The 15,602-nt window shown below is 59.6% G+C and carries 19 protein-coding genes; 6 read left to right on the top strand and 13 right to left on the bottom strand.

The window, feature by feature from the left end; genetic code table 11:
• Window positions 1–5 precede the first annotated feature (5 nt).
• From dnaB to AC07N6_RS21650, 6 genes are all read left to right on the top strand, one after another.
• Window positions 6–1,379, top strand: coding sequence for a replicative DNA helicase (dnaB, locus tag AC07N6_RS21675; RefSeq protein ID WP_494783691.1), 1,374 nt, complete (start codon window positions 6–8; stop codon window positions 1,377–1,379).
• 61 nt (window positions 1,380–1,440) lie between these two features.
• Window positions 1,441–1,692, top strand: coding sequence for a hypothetical protein (locus AC07N6_RS21670; protein ID WP_494783692.1), 252 nt, complete (start codon window positions 1,441–1,443; stop codon window positions 1,690–1,692).
• Between the two features lie 77 nt (window positions 1,693–1,769).
• Window positions 1,770–2,570: a SprT-like domain-containing protein gene (locus AC07N6_RS21665; RefSeq protein WP_494783693.1), complete on the top strand. Its 801-nt coding sequence runs from the start codon at window positions 1,770–1,772 to the stop codon at window positions 2,568–2,570.
• Window positions 2,571–2,735: 165 nt separating this feature from the next.
• Complete coding sequence (locus tag AC07N6_RS21660; RefSeq protein WP_494783694.1) at window positions 2,736–3,035, top strand: hypothetical protein; 300 nt, start codon at window positions 2,736–2,738, stop codon at window positions 3,033–3,035.
• A complete protein-coding gene (locus AC07N6_RS21655; protein ID WP_494783695.1) occupies window positions 3,029–3,637 on the top strand; it encodes a DUF6036 family nucleotidyltransferase in 609 nt (202 codons plus the stop codon). Before AC07N6_RS21660 ends, AC07N6_RS21655 begins: the two co-directional genes overlap by 7 nt.
• A 78-nt stretch (window positions 3,638–3,715) precedes the next feature.
• Window positions 3,716–4,249, top strand: a complete 534-nt coding sequence (locus AC07N6_RS21650; protein WP_494783696.1) for a hypothetical protein — start codon at window positions 3,716–3,718, stop codon at window positions 4,247–4,249.
• A 101-nt stretch (window positions 4,250–4,350) separates the two neighbouring features.
• Here the strand turns inward: AC07N6_RS21650 and AC07N6_RS21645 are convergent, their stop codons facing one another.
• The 13 genes from AC07N6_RS21645 to AC07N6_RS21585 form a co-directional block, all read right to left on the bottom strand.
• Entirely contained in the window at window positions 4,351–5,202 is an 852-nt protein-coding gene (locus AC07N6_RS21645; RefSeq protein ID WP_494783697.1) for a prepilin peptidase, read from the bottom strand.
• Between the two features lie 9 nt (window positions 5,203–5,211).
• Window positions 5,212–5,562, bottom strand: a complete 351-nt coding sequence (locus tag AC07N6_RS21640; protein WP_494783698.1) for a hypothetical protein — start codon at window positions 5,560–5,562, stop codon at window positions 5,212–5,214.
• Between the two features lie 96 nt (window positions 5,563–5,658).
• A complete protein-coding gene (locus AC07N6_RS21635) occupies window positions 5,659–6,189 on the bottom strand; it encodes a DUF5440 family protein (RefSeq protein ID WP_494783699.1) in 531 nt (176 codons plus the stop codon).
• A gap of 38 nt (window positions 6,190–6,227) precedes the next feature.
• Entirely contained in the window at window positions 6,228–7,118 is an 891-nt protein-coding gene (locus AC07N6_RS21630; RefSeq protein ID WP_494783700.1) for a hypothetical protein, read from the bottom strand.
• A 23-nt stretch (window positions 7,119–7,141) separates the two neighbouring features.
• Complete coding sequence (locus AC07N6_RS21625) at window positions 7,142–8,065, bottom strand: recombination-associated protein RdgC (protein WP_494783701.1); 924 nt, start codon at window positions 8,063–8,065, stop codon at window positions 7,142–7,144.
• A gap of 69 nt (window positions 8,066–8,134) precedes the next feature.
• On the bottom strand, window positions 8,135–8,629 hold the full coding sequence (gene ssb / locus AC07N6_RS21620; RefSeq protein ID WP_494783702.1) for a single-stranded DNA-binding protein: 495 nt from the start codon (window positions 8,627–8,629) through the stop codon (window positions 8,135–8,137).
• Between the two features lie 253 nt (window positions 8,630–8,882).
• A complete protein-coding gene (locus tag AC07N6_RS21615) occupies window positions 8,883–9,281 on the bottom strand; it encodes a hypothetical protein (RefSeq protein ID WP_494783703.1) in 399 nt (132 codons plus the stop codon).
• Window positions 9,281–10,531: a DNA methyltransferase gene (locus AC07N6_RS21610; protein WP_494783704.1), complete on the bottom strand. Its 1,251-nt coding sequence runs from the start codon at window positions 10,529–10,531 to the stop codon at window positions 9,281–9,283. The genes AC07N6_RS21615 and AC07N6_RS21610 overlap by 1 nt, the downstream gene beginning before the upstream one ends.
• Window positions 10,528–11,094, bottom strand: a complete 567-nt coding sequence (locus tag AC07N6_RS21605) for a hypothetical protein (protein WP_494783705.1) — start codon at window positions 11,092–11,094, stop codon at window positions 10,528–10,530. The genes AC07N6_RS21610 and AC07N6_RS21605 overlap by 4 nt, the downstream gene beginning before the upstream one ends.
• Window positions 11,091–12,188, bottom strand: coding sequence for a phosphoadenosine phosphosulfate reductase domain-containing protein (locus AC07N6_RS21600; protein ID WP_494783706.1), 1,098 nt, complete (start codon window positions 12,186–12,188; stop codon window positions 11,091–11,093). Before AC07N6_RS21600 ends, AC07N6_RS21605 begins: the two co-directional genes overlap by 4 nt.
• Before the next feature lie 211 nt (window positions 12,189–12,399).
• Window positions 12,400–14,016, bottom strand: a complete 1,617-nt coding sequence (locus AC07N6_RS21595) for a class I SAM-dependent methyltransferase (protein ID WP_494783707.1) — start codon at window positions 14,014–14,016, stop codon at window positions 12,400–12,402.
• Between the two features lie 21 nt (window positions 14,017–14,037).
• Window positions 14,038–15,069, bottom strand: coding sequence for a DUF5131 family protein (locus tag AC07N6_RS21590; RefSeq protein ID WP_494783708.1), 1,032 nt, complete (start codon window positions 15,067–15,069; stop codon window positions 14,038–14,040).
• Complete coding sequence (locus AC07N6_RS21585) at window positions 15,066–15,350, bottom strand: hypothetical protein (protein ID WP_494783709.1); 285 nt, start codon at window positions 15,348–15,350, stop codon at window positions 15,066–15,068. Before AC07N6_RS21585 ends, AC07N6_RS21590 begins: the two co-directional genes overlap by 4 nt.
• Window positions 15,351–15,602 lie beyond the last annotated feature (252 nt).

The raw sequence follows: 15,602 nt of genomic DNA, 5'->3' as shown, positions 1-15,602 counted from the left end.
GTAGTATGAATATACCACCTGATTCCGAGCTGGACTCTCTGCGGGTCCCTCCGCATTCGATCGAGGCCGAGCAGTCTGTGCTTGGCGGCCTGCTGATCGACAACAATGCATGGGATAGGATCGCTGACGTAATCAGCAGTGCAGACTTCTATCGGTACGATCATCGCATTATTTTTGAGGTGATCGTCTCTCTCGTTGAGAAAGCGATGCCGGCCGACGTGATCACGGTGCACGATCAGCTGAAGGTGCTGGGCAAGGACGAAGCGGTGGGTGGTCTAACATACCTGAACGCGATGGCTCAGAACACGCCATCTGCGGGCAATATTCACCGCTACGCCGAGATCGTGCGCAACCGTGGCCTGCTGCGGCGTCTGATCGTCGTTGCAAACGAGATCTCTGACGAGGCACATCGCCCCGCTGGACGCGACGAGCGTGAAATTCTTGACGCTGCAGAGGCCAAGATCTTGGCGATCGCTGAGTCTCGGTCGCGAAAGATGGAAGGCGCGTTGCCGCTGCAGCCCCTGTTGACGCAGGTGGTTGAAGAGATCGACGAACTGTACAACCGCGACGTTCAGGATGGTCTGACGGGGCTCACGACTGGCTTTGTGGATCTTGATCGAATGACGACAGGCCTTCAGCCGGGCGATCTCGTCATCATCGCGGGGCGGCCGGCGATGGGTAAGACGACGTTGGCTATCAACATCGGGGAGAACGCAGCTCTGGAGACTGGCAAGCCGGTTCTCGTCTATTCGATGGAGATGGGTGGTGCGCAGCTGGCAAAGCGCATTCTCGGTTCCGTCGGCCGAATCGACCAGCAGCGGCTCCGGACGGGCCGGCTTGATGACAACGATTGGCCGCGGCTGACGCATGCGATTGGCAAGTTGAACGATGCGAGCATCTTCATCGACGAAACGGCGCTGCTTACGCCGGTGGAGCTTCGCGCCCGCGCGCGGCGTGAGTCGCGCAAGCTCGGTGGGCTGGGCCTGATCATCGTGGACTATCTGCAGCTGATGAGCGGCTCGCGTGAAGGGCAGAACAATCAGGAGAACCGCGCCGGCGAGATCAGCGAGATCACGCGCGCACTCAAGCTTCTGGGCAAGGAACTCGGTTGTCCTGTCATCGCGCTTTCTCAGCTGAATCGCTCGGTGGAAAGCAGGCAGAACAAACGCCCGCTCATGGCCGATCTGCGGGAGTCTGGCTCGATCGAGCAGGATGCGGATATGATCTTCTTCATCTACCGGGATGAGGTCTACAATCCGGATTCGCCCGACAAGGGCACGGCGGAGATCATCATTGGTAAACAGCGTAACGGCCCGGCTGGCGTGGTGCGTTTGACCTTCGTCGGCGCGCACAGCCGGTTCGAGAACTACGCGCGCTGAGCAGGCCGCCAGCTGGTGGTATCGTCCGCAAACATTTCTAAACATTCAGCAAGGAGTTGGTATGACACAGAACGAGGCGAGTGCGGAGGCGCTGAAGGTGTGGCTGGGCGATCAGGATGCGATGAAGGCTAAAACGGCCGCTCATCTGAAAACCCTGATGATGTTGAAGTCGGCCAGTTCGCAGGCGTGGCTCGATGTGGCAATTCAAAAGGCCGACGACTCGCTCAAAGAGCTGGAGAAGTCCATGCAGTTCACCCGGGATTGGATTGCCCTGGCAGAGGCGGAACGGCTGCACAATCCAGCGCACGGTTAATCGCCGGCGGGCATACGCCCGCCTTTTTTTGCTCTCGTTTTCTGTAATGTGCAAAACATTAATAAAAAGTCAATTGTATGACGAGTACGAAAAGGCCAACAGAGGAAGCTTATGCCGAGCTACAGCAGGCATACGACTTCTATAACGAAAGGCTGTTCGGCGGCCAGTTGCGGCCGTGCATGATCACTCTTCAGCGCGAAAAGCGCACCATGGGCTACTTTTCGCGTGATCGCTTCGTGCGTCGGGATGGCACTCGGGCGGACGAGATCGCTCTCAACCCTGAGTATTTCGCGACGTTCCCGATGATCGTCATCATGCAGACCTTGGTCCACGAATCGGCTCATGGTTGGCAGTTTCACTTCGGTACGCCCAGTCGGACCGGGTATCACAACCAAGAATGGGCGGACAAAATGTGCAGCATCGGCCTCATCCCGTCGGATACCGGCCGGCCTGGTGGCCGCAAGGTCGGTCAGAAGATGGACGACTACCCAGAGCCTGGTGGTCGCTTCGAGCTGGCCACGAAAGAGCTTTTCGAGTCGGGCTTCGCGGTATCGTGGCTCGATCGCTTCCCGATCGCGCCCTCGGGTATCGCGGCGCTGCCGGCGCTGAGCCTGCAGGGATATTCAGCGGCAGTGCTAAGCCCGCCAAACAATGAGGAGGATCGCGGCGACAGTGAGGACGATGGAGATCTGTCGACTCTGGGGGCGGAGAGCGCTGCATTGGATGGAACGGCTGCCGCCGGGTCGATTTTTGAAATAAGAGAGGGGGGGAAGAGCAATCGGGTGAAATATTCCTGTGCTGGTTGCTTTGCGAATGTTTGGGGTAAGCCCGGGCTGCACATCAAATGCGCGGATTGCGATCAACTCTTCGTGGGATAGGTGCCACAGTCCGTTGACGACGTTTAATTAAACGCTAGAATGAAGTGGTAAGCTGTCGGTACGGCGAAATGCTAGTTTTTGTTGCTCTGCGGCGTCGGCTGTTCCAGAATGGAAACAGCAGGGTGTTGGACCGGTGCAAGTTTTTGAAAAGCAGGAGATCTCGCTATGTGGACCCGTGAAAAAGAGAACGTGCTACTGCAGCGCTGCGTCACTGCATCGCAGCAGTCGGTCTCGCCCACAAGCGCCGACGAGGCCGACGTTTTTCGCCTTGTCGCTCAGCTGGTGAAGACGCGCCATCCGAAAGAAGCCTTGCGTCTTGACCATGCTTCTCGAAAGTTCTTCCAAGAGCATCCTGGTGCGTTTAAGAAATCATATCCCGAGGTGGTGCGGGCCGGCCTTGTGAAGGATCTACCGCGCTTCCGCAACCTATTGGATCGTCAACTAACCAAAGTCCGCACATGGTAGCGCCAATCAAATTCAACACACAGACAGACCTGGCCGAAGGCTTGATCGAGCTCGTGAAGCGACTCGACAAGAGCCTGCAATTGAAAGAGCCGCTGCGTATGTACATCGCCGGCGGTATGGCAACGCATCTCTATACGGGGGCCCGTGTCACTACCGATGTGGATGCCGAATTTTCGAAGCGCTTCATCGTCCCCGAAGATCTGATCGTGGAAACCGAGCAGGGCAACATGCTTTACTTGGACTCCGCCTACAACAGCACGTTCGCGCTGATGCACGAGGACTACCTGGAGGACGCTGTTGCCGTGCCGGTCGACACCGCAAACATCGAGATGTATGTGCTCAGCCCCGTCGACCTGATCGTGAGCAAGATCGCGCGTCTGTCAGGGCCGGACATGGGCGATATTCAGAGCTTGATCTGGAATCTGCGCGTGACCGAAGACGAGATCCGTGAACGTGCCGAGGAGGCACTGCAGGGATATGTCGGTGCCATCAGCACCGTGCGGCTCAACTTGGCCGACGTGCTGAAGGTTGCGCGCGAGTACAGCAACATCCCTGCGCCCGAAGCAGCTGACGACGATCAGTCGCAATCGTTGCGTCCATAGTAGATGCTGTGGAGCTGCCGTTGAGGGACGGCAGTTCCCGCAGACTAAAGGTGAAAAAATATGGGGGATCTGCCTGACATGGCAGCAGAAAATAGTCTTGAGCTGGACCAGAGCATCACGCGCTTCCAGGAAGTGATGAGTAAGGTGGACGACATTACGCTGATCACGATTAAAGGCCACTTGCTCATTGAGGAGGTGTTAACCAGGACGATCGCGCTGCACCTGTTTCACCCGGAGCATTTCCTCGACGCGAAGCTCTCCTTCGATAAGAAGGTGTCGCTGGCGAGATCTCTCTGTCTCCGGAAGAATAACCTGGGCGAGTGGGACATGATCGTAGCGATCAACGAGCTGCGTAATGTCCTTGCGCACAATATCGACTCACCGCGCGTGCGCGGGAAATTGGATCGCCTTCTTGAGCTGACTAAGCACGAAAGCGGCCCTGGTATAGAAGAGAAAATGAAGCAGCAAGGTGAGGTGGTCTTGATCGTCTACGCATGTGGCCACGTCCTTGGGCTGCTTAGCCAATTCGAAGCTGACGCGAAGGCCTACAGGCGCTTAGTTCACGCAATGGATCGTGGTATGAATCCGGGCCAGCCATCTTTCTCCCTGTGATGCCGGAGGTGCCGGCGATTCTGAGCAGCCTCTCTGCTCACCTCTTTCGACTCCACGGTAACAAGACAGTGAGGTGAACGAGGATGGGGCGTTCTGTCCCGTCAATGGAACGTGACCATCCGCCAGAACGGCACGCTGGCCAGCGCGTTACCACCCAAAACAGCTAGGACGGCAGCGCCGGCGATCGAGGGACCAAACGGGAAAACATCGGCGGTACAGTGGCCGCGCAGCAGTTTGGGAAGCTGGCCGGCCAGCGCCAGCAGCGCGGCCAGCAAGAGGATCCCCGGCAAGATCTGCCAGCCGAACCATGCACCGAGTGCGGCAACGAGCTTGAAGTCGCCATATCCGAGGGTTTCGCGGCCCGTGGCCAGCTTCATGGCCCAGAACAAGGTCCAGAGCGCGCCGTAGCCAGCGATCGCGCCGACGACTGCGCTTTTCAAGGGCACGAAGACATCGCCCAAGTTGAATGCTAGGCCTAGCCACAGCAACGGCAAAGTGAGCATGTCTGGCAACATCTGGGTGTCGTGATCGATGCCGGCCAGGGCGATCAGCCACCAGGCGACCAGCAGCATGCCCGCTGTCTGCGGCGTGGGTCCTAGTTGATAGGCAATGACGACGGAGAGGAGCGCGGTGCCAGTCTCGATCAGAGGATAGCGGACCGAGATCTTGGCGCTGCAGCTGCTGCACCGGCCGCGCAACACCAGGTAGCTGATGACCGGGATGTTTTCGATCGCGCGGATCTGGTGGCCGCAGTGCGGGCAGCGTGAGCGTGGGATCCAGAGGTTGAATGCTGGTCGAGCATCATCTGGCGTCACTTCCAACTCCCGCTCCAGCATGACGGGCACGCGGTGGATCACAACGTTGAGAAAGCTGCCGGCGACCAGGCCAAACCAAGCGATCGACGCGAGGAAGAGTCCGGGGTGGGCGAAGAAGGGCGCAAACAGCTGGCTCATTGTCGAAGCTCAGTCGGTCTTCAGGGTGAGCTTGATCTTGGAGACCGCGGCCATCAGCTGGCTGTAGAAGCCCTGCCCCAGGATCTCGAAGAAGACCAGGGCCACTATCGTGCCGAAGATGTACTGCGACATCTGCTGGGTCAGCTGCTGCATTTCGGCGCTGTCCGCAGGTATCTCGCGCGAGAGGAATGCGCTGATCACGCCCATGGCCAGAATCAGGCCGAAGGCACAGACCATGAAGACCCGAGACAGGAACGAGGCCAGGCGGAAGCCGACGTATTGGACCGGGTGGAGCGAGCGGACGTAGTCGTGAACATCACGCTCGATGGCGGCAGTGAGAGATTTCTTACGAAAAATCATATTTTTAAGATAACGATAGTTAGGCGAGAGGTCGATTATAGCTCTGCTTTTGTGAGAATTTGCTGCCAGGCAAGCGATGCCTGGCAGCTTTTGCCGTCAACGGAGCCGCGCCGGCGGCGCACCAGTACGGTAGACCTCGCCACTACCCAGATGCATCGCGATGGATCCGCTGGGCCCCATGGCGAGAATGATGCTGTGGGTGAGGCCGTCACGGCGGGTACGCATCTTCCAGCGCGCAGCGGTCTTCGGTGTCACGCGATAGCGACGGCCCGACTGCAGGTCGCGAAGCAACCAGGTCTTCTGACCAGGCACGCCCACCTGTCCATCGACTTCAAAGCTGGTTGTCAGCCCTTCGGGGAGCTCGATGACTTCGGGCGGAGGTGTCTCTGCGACGCCCACGGCGGCCAGGACCTGCTGGATCTCCTCTGGCGACGCCAGCGGCGTGTCCGGGCGCGCGGTGTGCTGCCGGAAGTCGCCGGCCAGGAAACGCAGGGCTTTGATGGCGATGCCGGCGCGCATTTTGCTGATCGCTGGCGCGCCGAGGCCGAGCAGCTTGGCCAACCGCGCATCGTTCTTCAGCTGCAGGACTGCAATGGTGTGATCGAGAAGAGCATGAGGCTGTGGCATGACAATTCCTTTCAGTTTGACGGAGTGGGCAGCAGGTGTCACATCCCCAGCCGGCGAGCTTCGGTGGGCATGTGAGAGATCTCGGCAAGGCAGTCGCCCAGCTTGGCCGGGAGGTCGTCATAGCTGACGGCGTCATAGAACGTGGTGTGGGACGCGCGCTCTTCGTCGTCGGTACCGAAGTTCTCCAGCTCGTAGAGGCCCACGTCGATCGCGTCGCCGACCTGGATGTCGCTGGTGAGCTCGTCTGCGGCGGTGACCATGATTTCCCAGGCGCTGTCACCATGAGGGACGGTGCGGGACCAGGCGGTGTTGCCGCCGCCGGTGTCGATCTCGGTGAAGCCGCGGGCGAGGAGATACGCGGCAGGCTGGGCGGGCATGCCTGGTAGCCCCACCTGGATGCCATACGCCTCCATTGCTTGTGCCAGAGCATGTTCCCAGACGACACTGTGGCGATCGCACCAATGGCGCGCGTTGCAGAGGAGATCGCGGAACGCGAGGTCTGCGTCACCGGTGTCGGTAGCGGCGCTTGCGGTGACCGCGACAGCAGCTGCGGCAGCCCGGATGCCGTTGAGCTGGTCTGGGTCATCAGCGAGCATGGCGGTGCCGTTGCTGGCGAAGGGATTCTTGGGCGACGTATCCAGCGTGTCGTAGGCCTCGATCCGGTAATTCTCCATTGCCTCGAAAAGCTCGTGCCCCCAACTGAGTTGGTTGCGGTCGGCAAAGTGGCGCATGCCGCCCAGCAGCTGCGGCAGGAGCTGGCTAGTGGTGGCATAGCCGGCCAGCCGCCACGCCGGCTCGGCCGCCAGGAAGTGGTTGAATGCGGTGATGGCAGCGTCAGCGCTGCGCGCCATGTCACCGTTATAGCCAGTGATGTTCGCCGGCGTCGCGACGCCGGCGGTGTCCGGGCGGATTGATGTGTTGCGGGGCATGTTCTTGTCCTATGGAGAGCCGCTCATGCGGCCTTGGGCTGTTGTTCAGACTCCGTCAATGCGCCACCCAGCGCGTCGACCACGGCGGCCAACATCTTGGCGAGCTCGCCGGTCATCAGCATGAAGTCGCCATCGAAGCGTTCGTCGTCGTTCTTGCCGGTGGCGTCGGTGTCTTCCTTGAGCACGTCCAGCGGGGCGATGCGCTTGATGGTGAGGTTTTCGGTCAGAACGAACGACACCTTGTCAGCCCAGGTGAGCGCCAGGCGAGTGCATTGCTTGCCGGTCTCGACGTGCCGGCGTAGATCATTTGCTTCGAGCGTGTGGCGCACGTAACGCACGGTGGCCTTGCTTTCAGCAGTCGAACGCAGTTCGGTATCCTGGTCGACGGTGAAGCTCTGTGGGGCCTCGTCGGAGACCACCCAGTCGGTCATAGCCGCGACCGGCGAGATCTGCGTGCGCAGGCTTTCGAGCGGGAATTTGGGTATGGCCTTGAACAGCAGCTTCAGCACTTCCTCTGCTTTTGCCGGCGATGCCGCGTCGACCACCAGCCAGCCATTGACGGGATCGATCCAGACGAATGTGCTGCGCAGGATGCTGAACGCGCGCGGCAGCAGCTCGTCGGTGACTTGCTCCTTCAGTTCCTTCATCTGCTTGCGGCCGCAGGCGAAACCTTGTTGCTCTTCCAGCTCCGCCGCACGTGCCTTGGCGACCTGGTTGATCACCGACGCCGGCAGCAGCTTCTTTTCGGTGTCCAGCCGCAGCAGGTACTGGCGATTCACGGTGTGAACCAGGTCACCATTCGGCCGCGGCGGTACCCAGCCTTGAGACTGCATTTCAGCGCTGGTGCACGCGGTGAACTGTTGTGCGGAGAGATGCCCGGCCAGCTGCTCGGCCGATACGGGCCACGGGGCGGGCATGCGGTAGATCTGCAGGTTCTTGAACCACATTTTGATTCCTTGGCGAATTGAAAAGGGAGGATCGCCCCGGCAGGTGCCGGAGCGGTCGAGCGGGCGCGCTTACTGGTACTTGGCCATGCGGCGCTGCACCGGGTCCATGTCCAGTGTCAGGGCCTTCGCGACGAAGGGAATGTCATCGTCCATGTCCGAGAAATTCGGCGAGGGCTGCGCGCCGCCGGCGCTGCCGCGCGATGCAGGCGGGCGATCGTTGTCCGACTGCTGCTTGGAGCCCAGCATCTGCATGGTGTCGGCGATGATTTCCGTGGTGTAGCGCTCGATGTTGTCCTTGTCGGTCCACTTGCGGGTGATCAGGCGGCCCTCGATGTAGATCTGCGACCCCTTCTTCAGGTACTGGCCGACGATCTCGGCCAGCTTGCGATAGAAGGTGATGCGGTGCCACTCGGTGAGCTCTTTCTTTTCGCCGCTGTTCTTGTCCTTCCAGCTTTCGGTGGTGGCCACGCTGATGTTGGCCACGGCTTCGCCGTTGGGCATGTAGCGGACTTCGGGATCGCGCCCCAGGTGACCGACGATGATGACTTTGTTGACCGATGCCATTTAGTGCTCCTATTTGAAGTTGAGTTGAACTACTTGATGTGAAGTGACATCAGGCACGTGCCCTGAGCTTCGCCAGCACGTTCTTCATGTGCTGCGTCGAGGCTTGGGCGGACAGCGCTTGATCTTCTGCGCTCTCGGGGACATCGCCCATGAGACCTATGAACTGGGAGACCTTGGTCAGAGATCTTGCGCAGCTGGCCGAAGGTGTGCGCTGCGGGCATTGGCCGATGCAGGTATTGAGGCAAAGGGACATTCACAGCGCGATCCCCCACGAAGCATTCAAGCTGATGCAGGCGATAGGCTTGTCGTGCAGCTGCTGCGGCAAGGGAACGCTGCGCTCCAATACGACGACCACGCCAAGGACATGCTCGATCGACGCATACCGCGCCACTTGCTGGAGTAGGGCGACGCGAGATGGGCGCTCCTTCTTGACCTCTACGACAATCCCCTGGATCCAGAAATCGGCGCGTGATCGCGAGCCCAGATTGAATTCGCGACGAAACGGAACGCCGACGCGGAAAAACGCGTTGGCGATCTCCACACAGATCTCTTCTTCGGAGCCACCGGCTTTGCTCAGACGGATCGTTTTCAGAGCGGCGACCACAGTAGCCATGTCCGAACTTGGACCACCTTGCTTCTCAATGGCGCTCATCAATGGCTCCCAACAGACATCAGGCCTGGATGCATCGTGAAGCCATTGGCATCTCGGAAGAGTTCGGCCGCGCCACGGATGTACTGCAACATCCATTCGGTGACCAGCCACCGGCGGCCGAGTCGTTCGGCGGCGAGGCCGGTCCTGATCGTTCCTCCGAACGAGTCCACGACCAGGTCGCCAGGCCTGGTCAAAAGTTTGATGAAGAACTCCGGAATATCGGTAGGCTGCATCGCACCATGAATGGGCAGACCGAGGCGCTTGGCGTGTTCCCGATATGCGCGAGTGTCGGCGCAGTTGTGGCCGCGCTCAATGACATTTCTCGGGATCTTGCCGTCCGTTACACGCCCAAACGACTCCGGCCTGAGTCGGTACGCCCCATCGCCATAGACGGCAGTGCGCTGTGCTCCCCCGGCCTGCATCAACGCCATATGCCGCTCAGAATGCGCCTGCAGAACCCTCCTGTTGTCCGCGATGACACGCGCTGGATCGTTCGTGAACCAGTAGATCGGCTCGTATGCCGACGTGAGTTGCACTCGCTGAACGCATGCCCAGTACGTCGGGCCGGGCGGCTTGCTGTAGTTCACCCACGGAAGCCTTTCCATGAGCCAAAGTCCAAGCCGCTTTCGCAACGCAAGGACCAATTCCTCCAAATACGTAGAGCGCGCCGGCGACTTCGACATGAAGATGTCGTTGCTCAGGTTGAGCACGATGCTGCCGCCGGGCACCAGGTTTGCGACGACCGGTTCAATTGCTTTGCAGGCGAAATCAACGAAGGCGCTTTCGTCCGGATTGCCGTAAGCACGTGGCGTGCGGAGTGGATATGGAGTCGAGGAGAAGTAGAGCGTGATCTTCTCCTGCAGGTGTGGAATAACGCTCTCACCCCGTGCCCAGACGGCGACGCCCAGATCTGTGCTGAACGCAACCAGCTTCACATCCGGGAGAGCCCGGTCGAGATCTCGGCCGGCGGGTTCGGTCAAGCGCCAAATCCCGCGCTCGCCCGGTACACGCTCGATGACCTTCAGCTGCTTGAGCGTCTGTTGGTACCAGCGAATTCTGCGAGTTGCCGGCTTGAACAGCGGGCCGTTCTCGCCAAGATGGCGCTTCGCGTGGAGCTCGGCGTCGCTGATCTCAGCGCGTGCAGCCACGATCGCATAGAGATCAGCGTTCGACAGCGTGCCACTTGGCGCGTCGACGTAGGCGGAGGTGATCTGCGAGAAGAGATCCAGCTGAGCAATGTTCTTCATCATTCCAGTGTCTCCTCTGGCGTTCCGAGGCCAAGGTAAGTGCGCCAGTGGATGACCTCGCCATCGACGAGGAAGCCCCACCAGCGGCCAGTGCGTTTGGTCGCGTAGAACACCAACGTCAGGGCCCCACCTGGTGATACGGCAGCGATTCGGTGGAACTCACCGACGCCCATCCGGTACGATTGGCCTGCATAGATCACCTTGCACTTGGTGGTACCGTCGGGCAGGGTGACTTCATTCACATACCAGCCGCGCAGTACCAGGGTGCGGAATTCCCACGGATGATTGTGGTGATGGCTTTCGCTATCCCCTCGCAACAGCAAGTGCAGCCGGGCATTCTTGCGGAGCCGACGCAGCTGATTCGCGACTTGCCAATAGCCGGCGCTTCCAATTTTTGCTGCGGGCGGGAGGAGCCACCAGCGCATCATGTAGCCGTCCAGGTGCTCATAAGGCGTTTTCTGGCCGATGGTGAGAATCCAGTCGATCAGCGCCGGCCTCGCGGCCAGCATTGCTGACACGCGGTTCCAGAAGGCGTCGCAGACACCATTGAAGAGGCGCGCTTTCATCCGCATAGCCCATATGCCGAGGAGCATTCTTTCGGCTCTTCGATTCCATCGAGTAGCGAGAACTGACGGCCACCACGTGTCGTGCGGGACCACATCACCGCGTGCCAGATATCGTTCTCCTGCGCGTAAGCGCGCATGTTCTTAATATCCTTTCCGGGCGCGGGAATGAAGCTCGCTGCTTGCCGCTTAGATGCTTGGCCAACCAGCTGCTCCCAAGTCCACACACGTTCAATGTGGTGCACAAAACGAGCGCCGATTTCCTTCAGCTCGGCCTTGTTCACGTTGATGCAAGGCATGCAGCCTACTCTCCGCATGCCGAGCTTATACAAAGGGTTCGGCTGGATCGAACGGACGCGACAGTAAGCGAAGACATCGTCGGCGCTCCATTCGACCAGCGGACGGTATGCGAATAGTTTGGGGCCAAGGACCTCGAACTTAGCCGCGTTGTTGCGCTCCAGCGATTCGTCACGTCGGACGCCCTGCCAACTGACCACGGTATGGCCCTCGTCGATGAGGTCGAGCTGGAAGCTCACGGCCGGATCACGTTTCAATTGTTCTGTGCAGAATTGGGCCTTGCGGGAGGGGAAGAGGCCTTTCCAGAGACAGAGGTCAAGAAACGGGATGCCCGTTGGTTGGAGAATTTCGAGTGCACGGCGCTTCGCCTTATTCGTCCACCGGACGCGGCGGCCACCACCGACTTTGTACGTTTTCTGGACCGGCTCAGTGATGGTCTGGCCTTTGCGGCGGACGGTCCGCGTAACGACATTGCCGCGCCCATCGCGCTTCCATACAGGCGTTTTTCCGTCGGCCTCGAAGACTGGTTTGGTGTCGTATTCGCGGCGATGGCGAACGTCGCGCGCAATGAACATGCGCTTGTTGTGAATCTCGTTTCCGAAGGTGGCCTTCAGGCGATGGATCTTGATGTCCAGCGCCATTTCCAGATAGGCCAGGTATTCATAGACAGCCTCGTGCTCATTGCCCGTATCGCAAAAAATCGGTACGACGTTTGCTGGGCCAAATCGCTCCAGGGCGAGCAGTAGCGTTGCGGCACTGTCCTTGCCGCCAGAAACCGAAATCACGTGCTTGATGCTCATTTCTTGGCCTTTTTGTTTTGCGCTGCAGCTGCAGTCGGTTGCGGAAGTGCGCGCCGGCAGACGCGCAGTACGAGATCTCGGAGTTCAGGGTCGTCGGCACCATCGAGAAGCTGCTGGAGCGCTGCTGTGAGCTCCTGCTCACGTGCGCTCGCGGTCGATGCTGTGCCGACGCGCACTAAGCCTCCAACGGCACGCTGCATAGAACTCGTGCTCATGGGACCGCCCTCTGCGACATGGAAATCGCGATCGCAACTGGCTGGACCCAGACCGGCATGCTGCTGAGTACGAACGTCTCGCCCGCGCGCGCAAGCAGCAGCGTGACGCCCATCACGTCGGCGATCGATTTGGCCGCCTTTGGGGGAACTGCATTGCCGATGCGTTTACGGTGTGCACTGTCGCTTTGGCCATGGAGAACGAGGCCAGCCAGAAGATCGCCACGCTTTTTCGAATTGATCTCTGCCTGGATCTGGGGGTCATCGGACCAATGTTCCTCGGGATCGATAAGGGATTGAATCGCCCCCAGCTCCAGAGTGGTGAACGGGCGGTGCCAGGTGCCGTCGAGAGCGCGAATCTGCGCGATGGTCTTTTGGCCTGGGGCCGGGAGCAGACCGTCGAGATCAAAGCGGGGGTCGGCTACTGACCAGCGACCGTTGTCGTATCCTGCTGATGCGCTCACCGCACCGGTTTGTCCGCTCCAGCGCACCACTCCGTAGTGGCCGCCTGTCAGGTAGGCGTCGCCGGCCTTACGATGCATCGTGCGGGGGTCATGTACGGAGATAGCACCTTCATGCGCGCACTTTTCAGTGGGGGCAATAGCATAGCGATCGACGCCTGGCACAGGAGAGTAGGCGCGTGGATCGGCGATCGAATATGCGCCCGTGGTAGGTGTGCCGCGGCCTGAAATGGTGCCGATACTTTCTGACCAGCGGTTGACGCCCAGGTAGTCGCGATGACGTTCCGGAAGGATCAGGTAGTCGCTCAGGTGACCATTATCGACAGCGAGTTTATTCAGCGTGCGCCAGTCGCCGCCGGCTTCAACGAAGGCAAGGCGTACCCATGTTTTCCATTGGAGATTCGGGATTCTATGCATGGGTCCCCCGCGCATGTCGCCCGGTGGGGGCATACGTTCCAGGACCTCGCCGACCGCGCGCAAGCGCTTCTTCTCAGGTTGGTAGAGGAACGGTGGCACCTTTTCCATGTGGCGTGCGACAAGCAAGAACCGCTTGCGGCTTTCTGCGAGCTCGCCCAGTTCGCCGCAATCGTGCGTTGTTTCTGCGACCGCGTATCCGTAGACTGCAAGCAGCTGATTGATCTGGTCGAGAAGGTGCCGCGCGCGAGAGGTGAGACGAGGCACGTTCTCGAAAATGATCAGTTCGACTGGATCATCGGCCCAGGCTTCGCACATCAGCCAGACGCAGCGCAAGGTCAGCTCGTTGCAAGCGAGGTACTTCGGAGTTTTGCTGAGTTCCTCGGATAGAAGACCTGAGCCGCCTTGGCAGGGCGAACTGATGAATGCTGCGTTCGGGCGCTCATTCCCCGCTGCACGACGGATGTCTGCCGGCGTGGCTTCTCTCCAGCCATCGGGTGGCTGAACGCCGTGGAAGGCGATGTACTGGTCCCTGGTGAAGAGGTCCATTACAGTGCCCGGTCGACCCGGGCCGGCGGCGTCGAAGTCTTTGATGGCAGCGGGATCGCTATCGACCCCGCCAATGCAGCGCCAGCTGCCGCTTAACCCGGCCGCACGCGGCTGGGACATGTTGAAGCCCTTCTTTCCACCGCCCAGGCCACAGCAGAAATGGAAGTGCGTGAATTCGATTTTGGTTTGCATCGCTATCATTTCTTGATCGCTTCAACTGAGGTCGTTGGATGTGGAGTCCGGGTACTGATCCCAGAGGACCCCGTCGAGAAGGCGGCCAGCCTTTCGGCGGCCGACGCGCACTGGCTTCACTGGGCGGTCGGTGCTGGTGGGCTCCTTGCCGACGCAGGAGCTGCACAAGCCTGGCTCCACCCACCAGCAGCTTCCCGGGCAGGCGTTGTGCCAGGTGCAGCCGCAGACACGGCAAGCCTCGGCCCCGTCTTCGGGCACGACGAATTCCCCCAGCTGTTTGAGGTTGAATGGGATGCGGTGCTGAACGCTGAAGTCGCGTAGCTGGCGAAGCCAGTCTGGATGCGCAAAGCGCGCTTTGGGCCCAGACTCGCCGCCGGCGACGATCCAGTTCACGCCTGGCTGGCCAGGTACCGGCGCGGGCACGGTAAGAGCCGAGAGCAACGGCTCCGCGCTGATCCAGTGGACGGCGGCGGGAGTAGCGAGAAGCTCCGACAAGCGTGTGTCGAGTGCATTTTGATTTTCAGCAGAGATGCCGAGCCAGACGTTGGGCAGCGGCCATGCCATGGCGTCGATGGCGTGCAAGTCCAGGCGTGGAGCAACATGCTTTGGCAACGCCACCGCATGCCGGAGCAGTTGCATGACGCAGACCGCAGCTGGGCTCGTCCGCCGGCCTTCGTGTGCAAGCCACTCGAAGAAGGCCCGCATTCTCTGCGGCCGCTTTGTCAAGATCTGAAAGGTGTGCTCCGGAGCGAGTGTAATGGTTCCGAAGACTGCCGCGACGAACTCCAAGGGGATCTCGTCCTGGAAGAGGTCGCTGATGGAGTCGACGAAGATCCGCACAGGCCTGCGCCAGGAGAACGGTGCCGAAAGGCGCGCGGGATGGATCTGCACGTCGTTGAAGTCGCGACCGTAGGCGATGTGGTGCGGGTTGTGCCGGTGGCGAATGTTCCATTCGCGATCGGCGTAGCAGTTCTTGCAGCCTTGGGATACTTTCACGCACCCGGATGTCGGGTTCCATACCCGATCGGCCCATTCGATGCTCGTGAGTGTCATTGATGGCCCCCGACAGTGCGCTTAGCACTCCATGCCATAAAGGGGGCTCTGATATCGGCCTTGAAGCGGTCCGCTGCCGCGCTGTCGGTGTCAAGATCGCGGCGCGATTGGATATTGCAGGTCTGGCGGATGTAATCGGCCGGATTGAGATCGGATTTCTTCAATCCGTAGACTTTTCCCTCTTTTGTCCCATGTTTGAGGATTTCACTATTCAGATAGCGAACGAAGTCTTTATTGCTCGACCAAACGCCAGAGAGGCGCGATAAAGTGAATCCTTGCATAATTTCGTCACTTTCAAGAGATTTTGAGGGGCAATGCTCAATTTGTATATAAAACTGGCATTCACACGCTAAAACTCTGAAAACACACTCTCAGTCGCTATCAGTTAGATTTTCAGCCGTTCTGACTTTAACTTTCGTTGTGGTATCGTGACTCTATTTAATAGGATATAAGTGCGAGTGTCAACTTTCGTTAGACTATCATCCGATTAAATTGTGTAAATATGGAATTTACACAATGTATTTGGCTGTCAT

Source organism: Herbaspirillum sp. GW821-FHT09A12, assembly GCF_059418325.1.
The sequence above is the reverse complement of the archived record's forward strand: the minus strand, read 5'-3'. Positions and strand labels throughout refer to the sequence as shown.

Bases quoted from the DNA above. Each gene is read 5' to 3' on its own strand.
- AC07N6_RS21615 (WP_494783703.1), bottom strand. From the start codon at position 9,281: ATGAGCGCCATTGAGAAGCAAGGTGGTCCAAGTTCGGACATGGCTACT.
- AC07N6_RS21665 (WP_494783693.1), top strand. From the start codon at position 1,770: ATGACGAGTACGAAAAGGCCAACAGAGGAAGCTTATGCCGAGCTACAG.
- AC07N6_RS21645 (WP_494783697.1), bottom strand. From the start codon at position 5,202: ATGAGCCAGCTGTTTGCGCCCTTCTTCGCCCACCCCGGACTCTTCCTC.
- AC07N6_RS21595 (WP_494783707.1), bottom strand. From the start codon at position 14,016: ATGCAAACCAAAATCGAATTCACGCACTTCCATTTCTGCTGTGGCCTG.
- AC07N6_RS21605 (WP_494783705.1), bottom strand. From the start codon at position 11,094: ATGAAAGCGCGCCTCTTCAATGGTGTCTGCGACGCCTTCTGGAACCGC.
- AC07N6_RS21610 (WP_494783704.1), bottom strand. From the start codon at position 10,531: ATGATGAAGAACATTGCTCAGCTGGATCTCTTCTCGCAGATCACCTCC.
- AC07N6_RS21635 (WP_494783699.1), bottom strand. From the start codon at position 6,189: ATGCCACAGCCTCATGCTCTTCTCGATCACACCATTGCAGTCCTGCAG.
- AC07N6_RS21600 (WP_494783706.1), bottom strand. From the start codon at position 12,188: ATGAGCATCAAGCACGTGATTTCGGTTTCTGGCGGCAAGGACAGTGCC.
- AC07N6_RS21625 (WP_494783701.1), bottom strand. From the start codon at position 8,065: ATGTGGTTCAAGAACCTGCAGATCTACCGCATGCCCGCCCCGTGGCCC.
- ssb (WP_494783702.1), bottom strand. From the start codon at position 8,629: ATGGCATCGGTCAACAAAGTCATCATCGTCGGTCACCTGGGGCGCGAT.
- dnaB (WP_494783691.1), top strand. From the start codon at position 6: ATGAATATACCACCTGATTCCGAGCTGGACTCTCTGCGGGTCCCTCCG.
- AC07N6_RS21670 (WP_494783692.1), top strand. From the start codon at position 1,441: ATGACACAGAACGAGGCGAGTGCGGAGGCGCTGAAGGTGTGGCTGGGC.
- AC07N6_RS21590 (WP_494783708.1), bottom strand. From the start codon at position 15,069: ATGACACTCACGAGCATCGAATGGGCCGATCGGGTATGGAACCCGACA.
- AC07N6_RS21585 (WP_494783709.1), bottom strand. From the start codon at position 15,350: ATGCAAGGATTCACTTTATCGCGCCTCTCTGGCGTTTGGTCGAGCAAT.
- AC07N6_RS21650 (WP_494783696.1), top strand. From the start codon at position 3,716: ATGGCAGCAGAAAATAGTCTTGAGCTGGACCAGAGCATCACGCGCTTC.
- AC07N6_RS21655 (WP_494783695.1), top strand. From the start codon at position 3,029: ATGGTAGCGCCAATCAAATTCAACACACAGACAGACCTGGCCGAAGGC.
- AC07N6_RS21660 (WP_494783694.1), top strand. From the start codon at position 2,736: ATGTGGACCCGTGAAAAAGAGAACGTGCTACTGCAGCGCTGCGTCACT.
- AC07N6_RS21640 (WP_494783698.1), bottom strand. From the start codon at position 5,562: ATGATTTTTCGTAAGAAATCTCTCACTGCCGCCATCGAGCGTGATGTT.
- AC07N6_RS21630 (WP_494783700.1), bottom strand. From the start codon at position 7,118: ATGCCCCGCAACACATCAATCCGCCCGGACACCGCCGGCGTCGCGACG.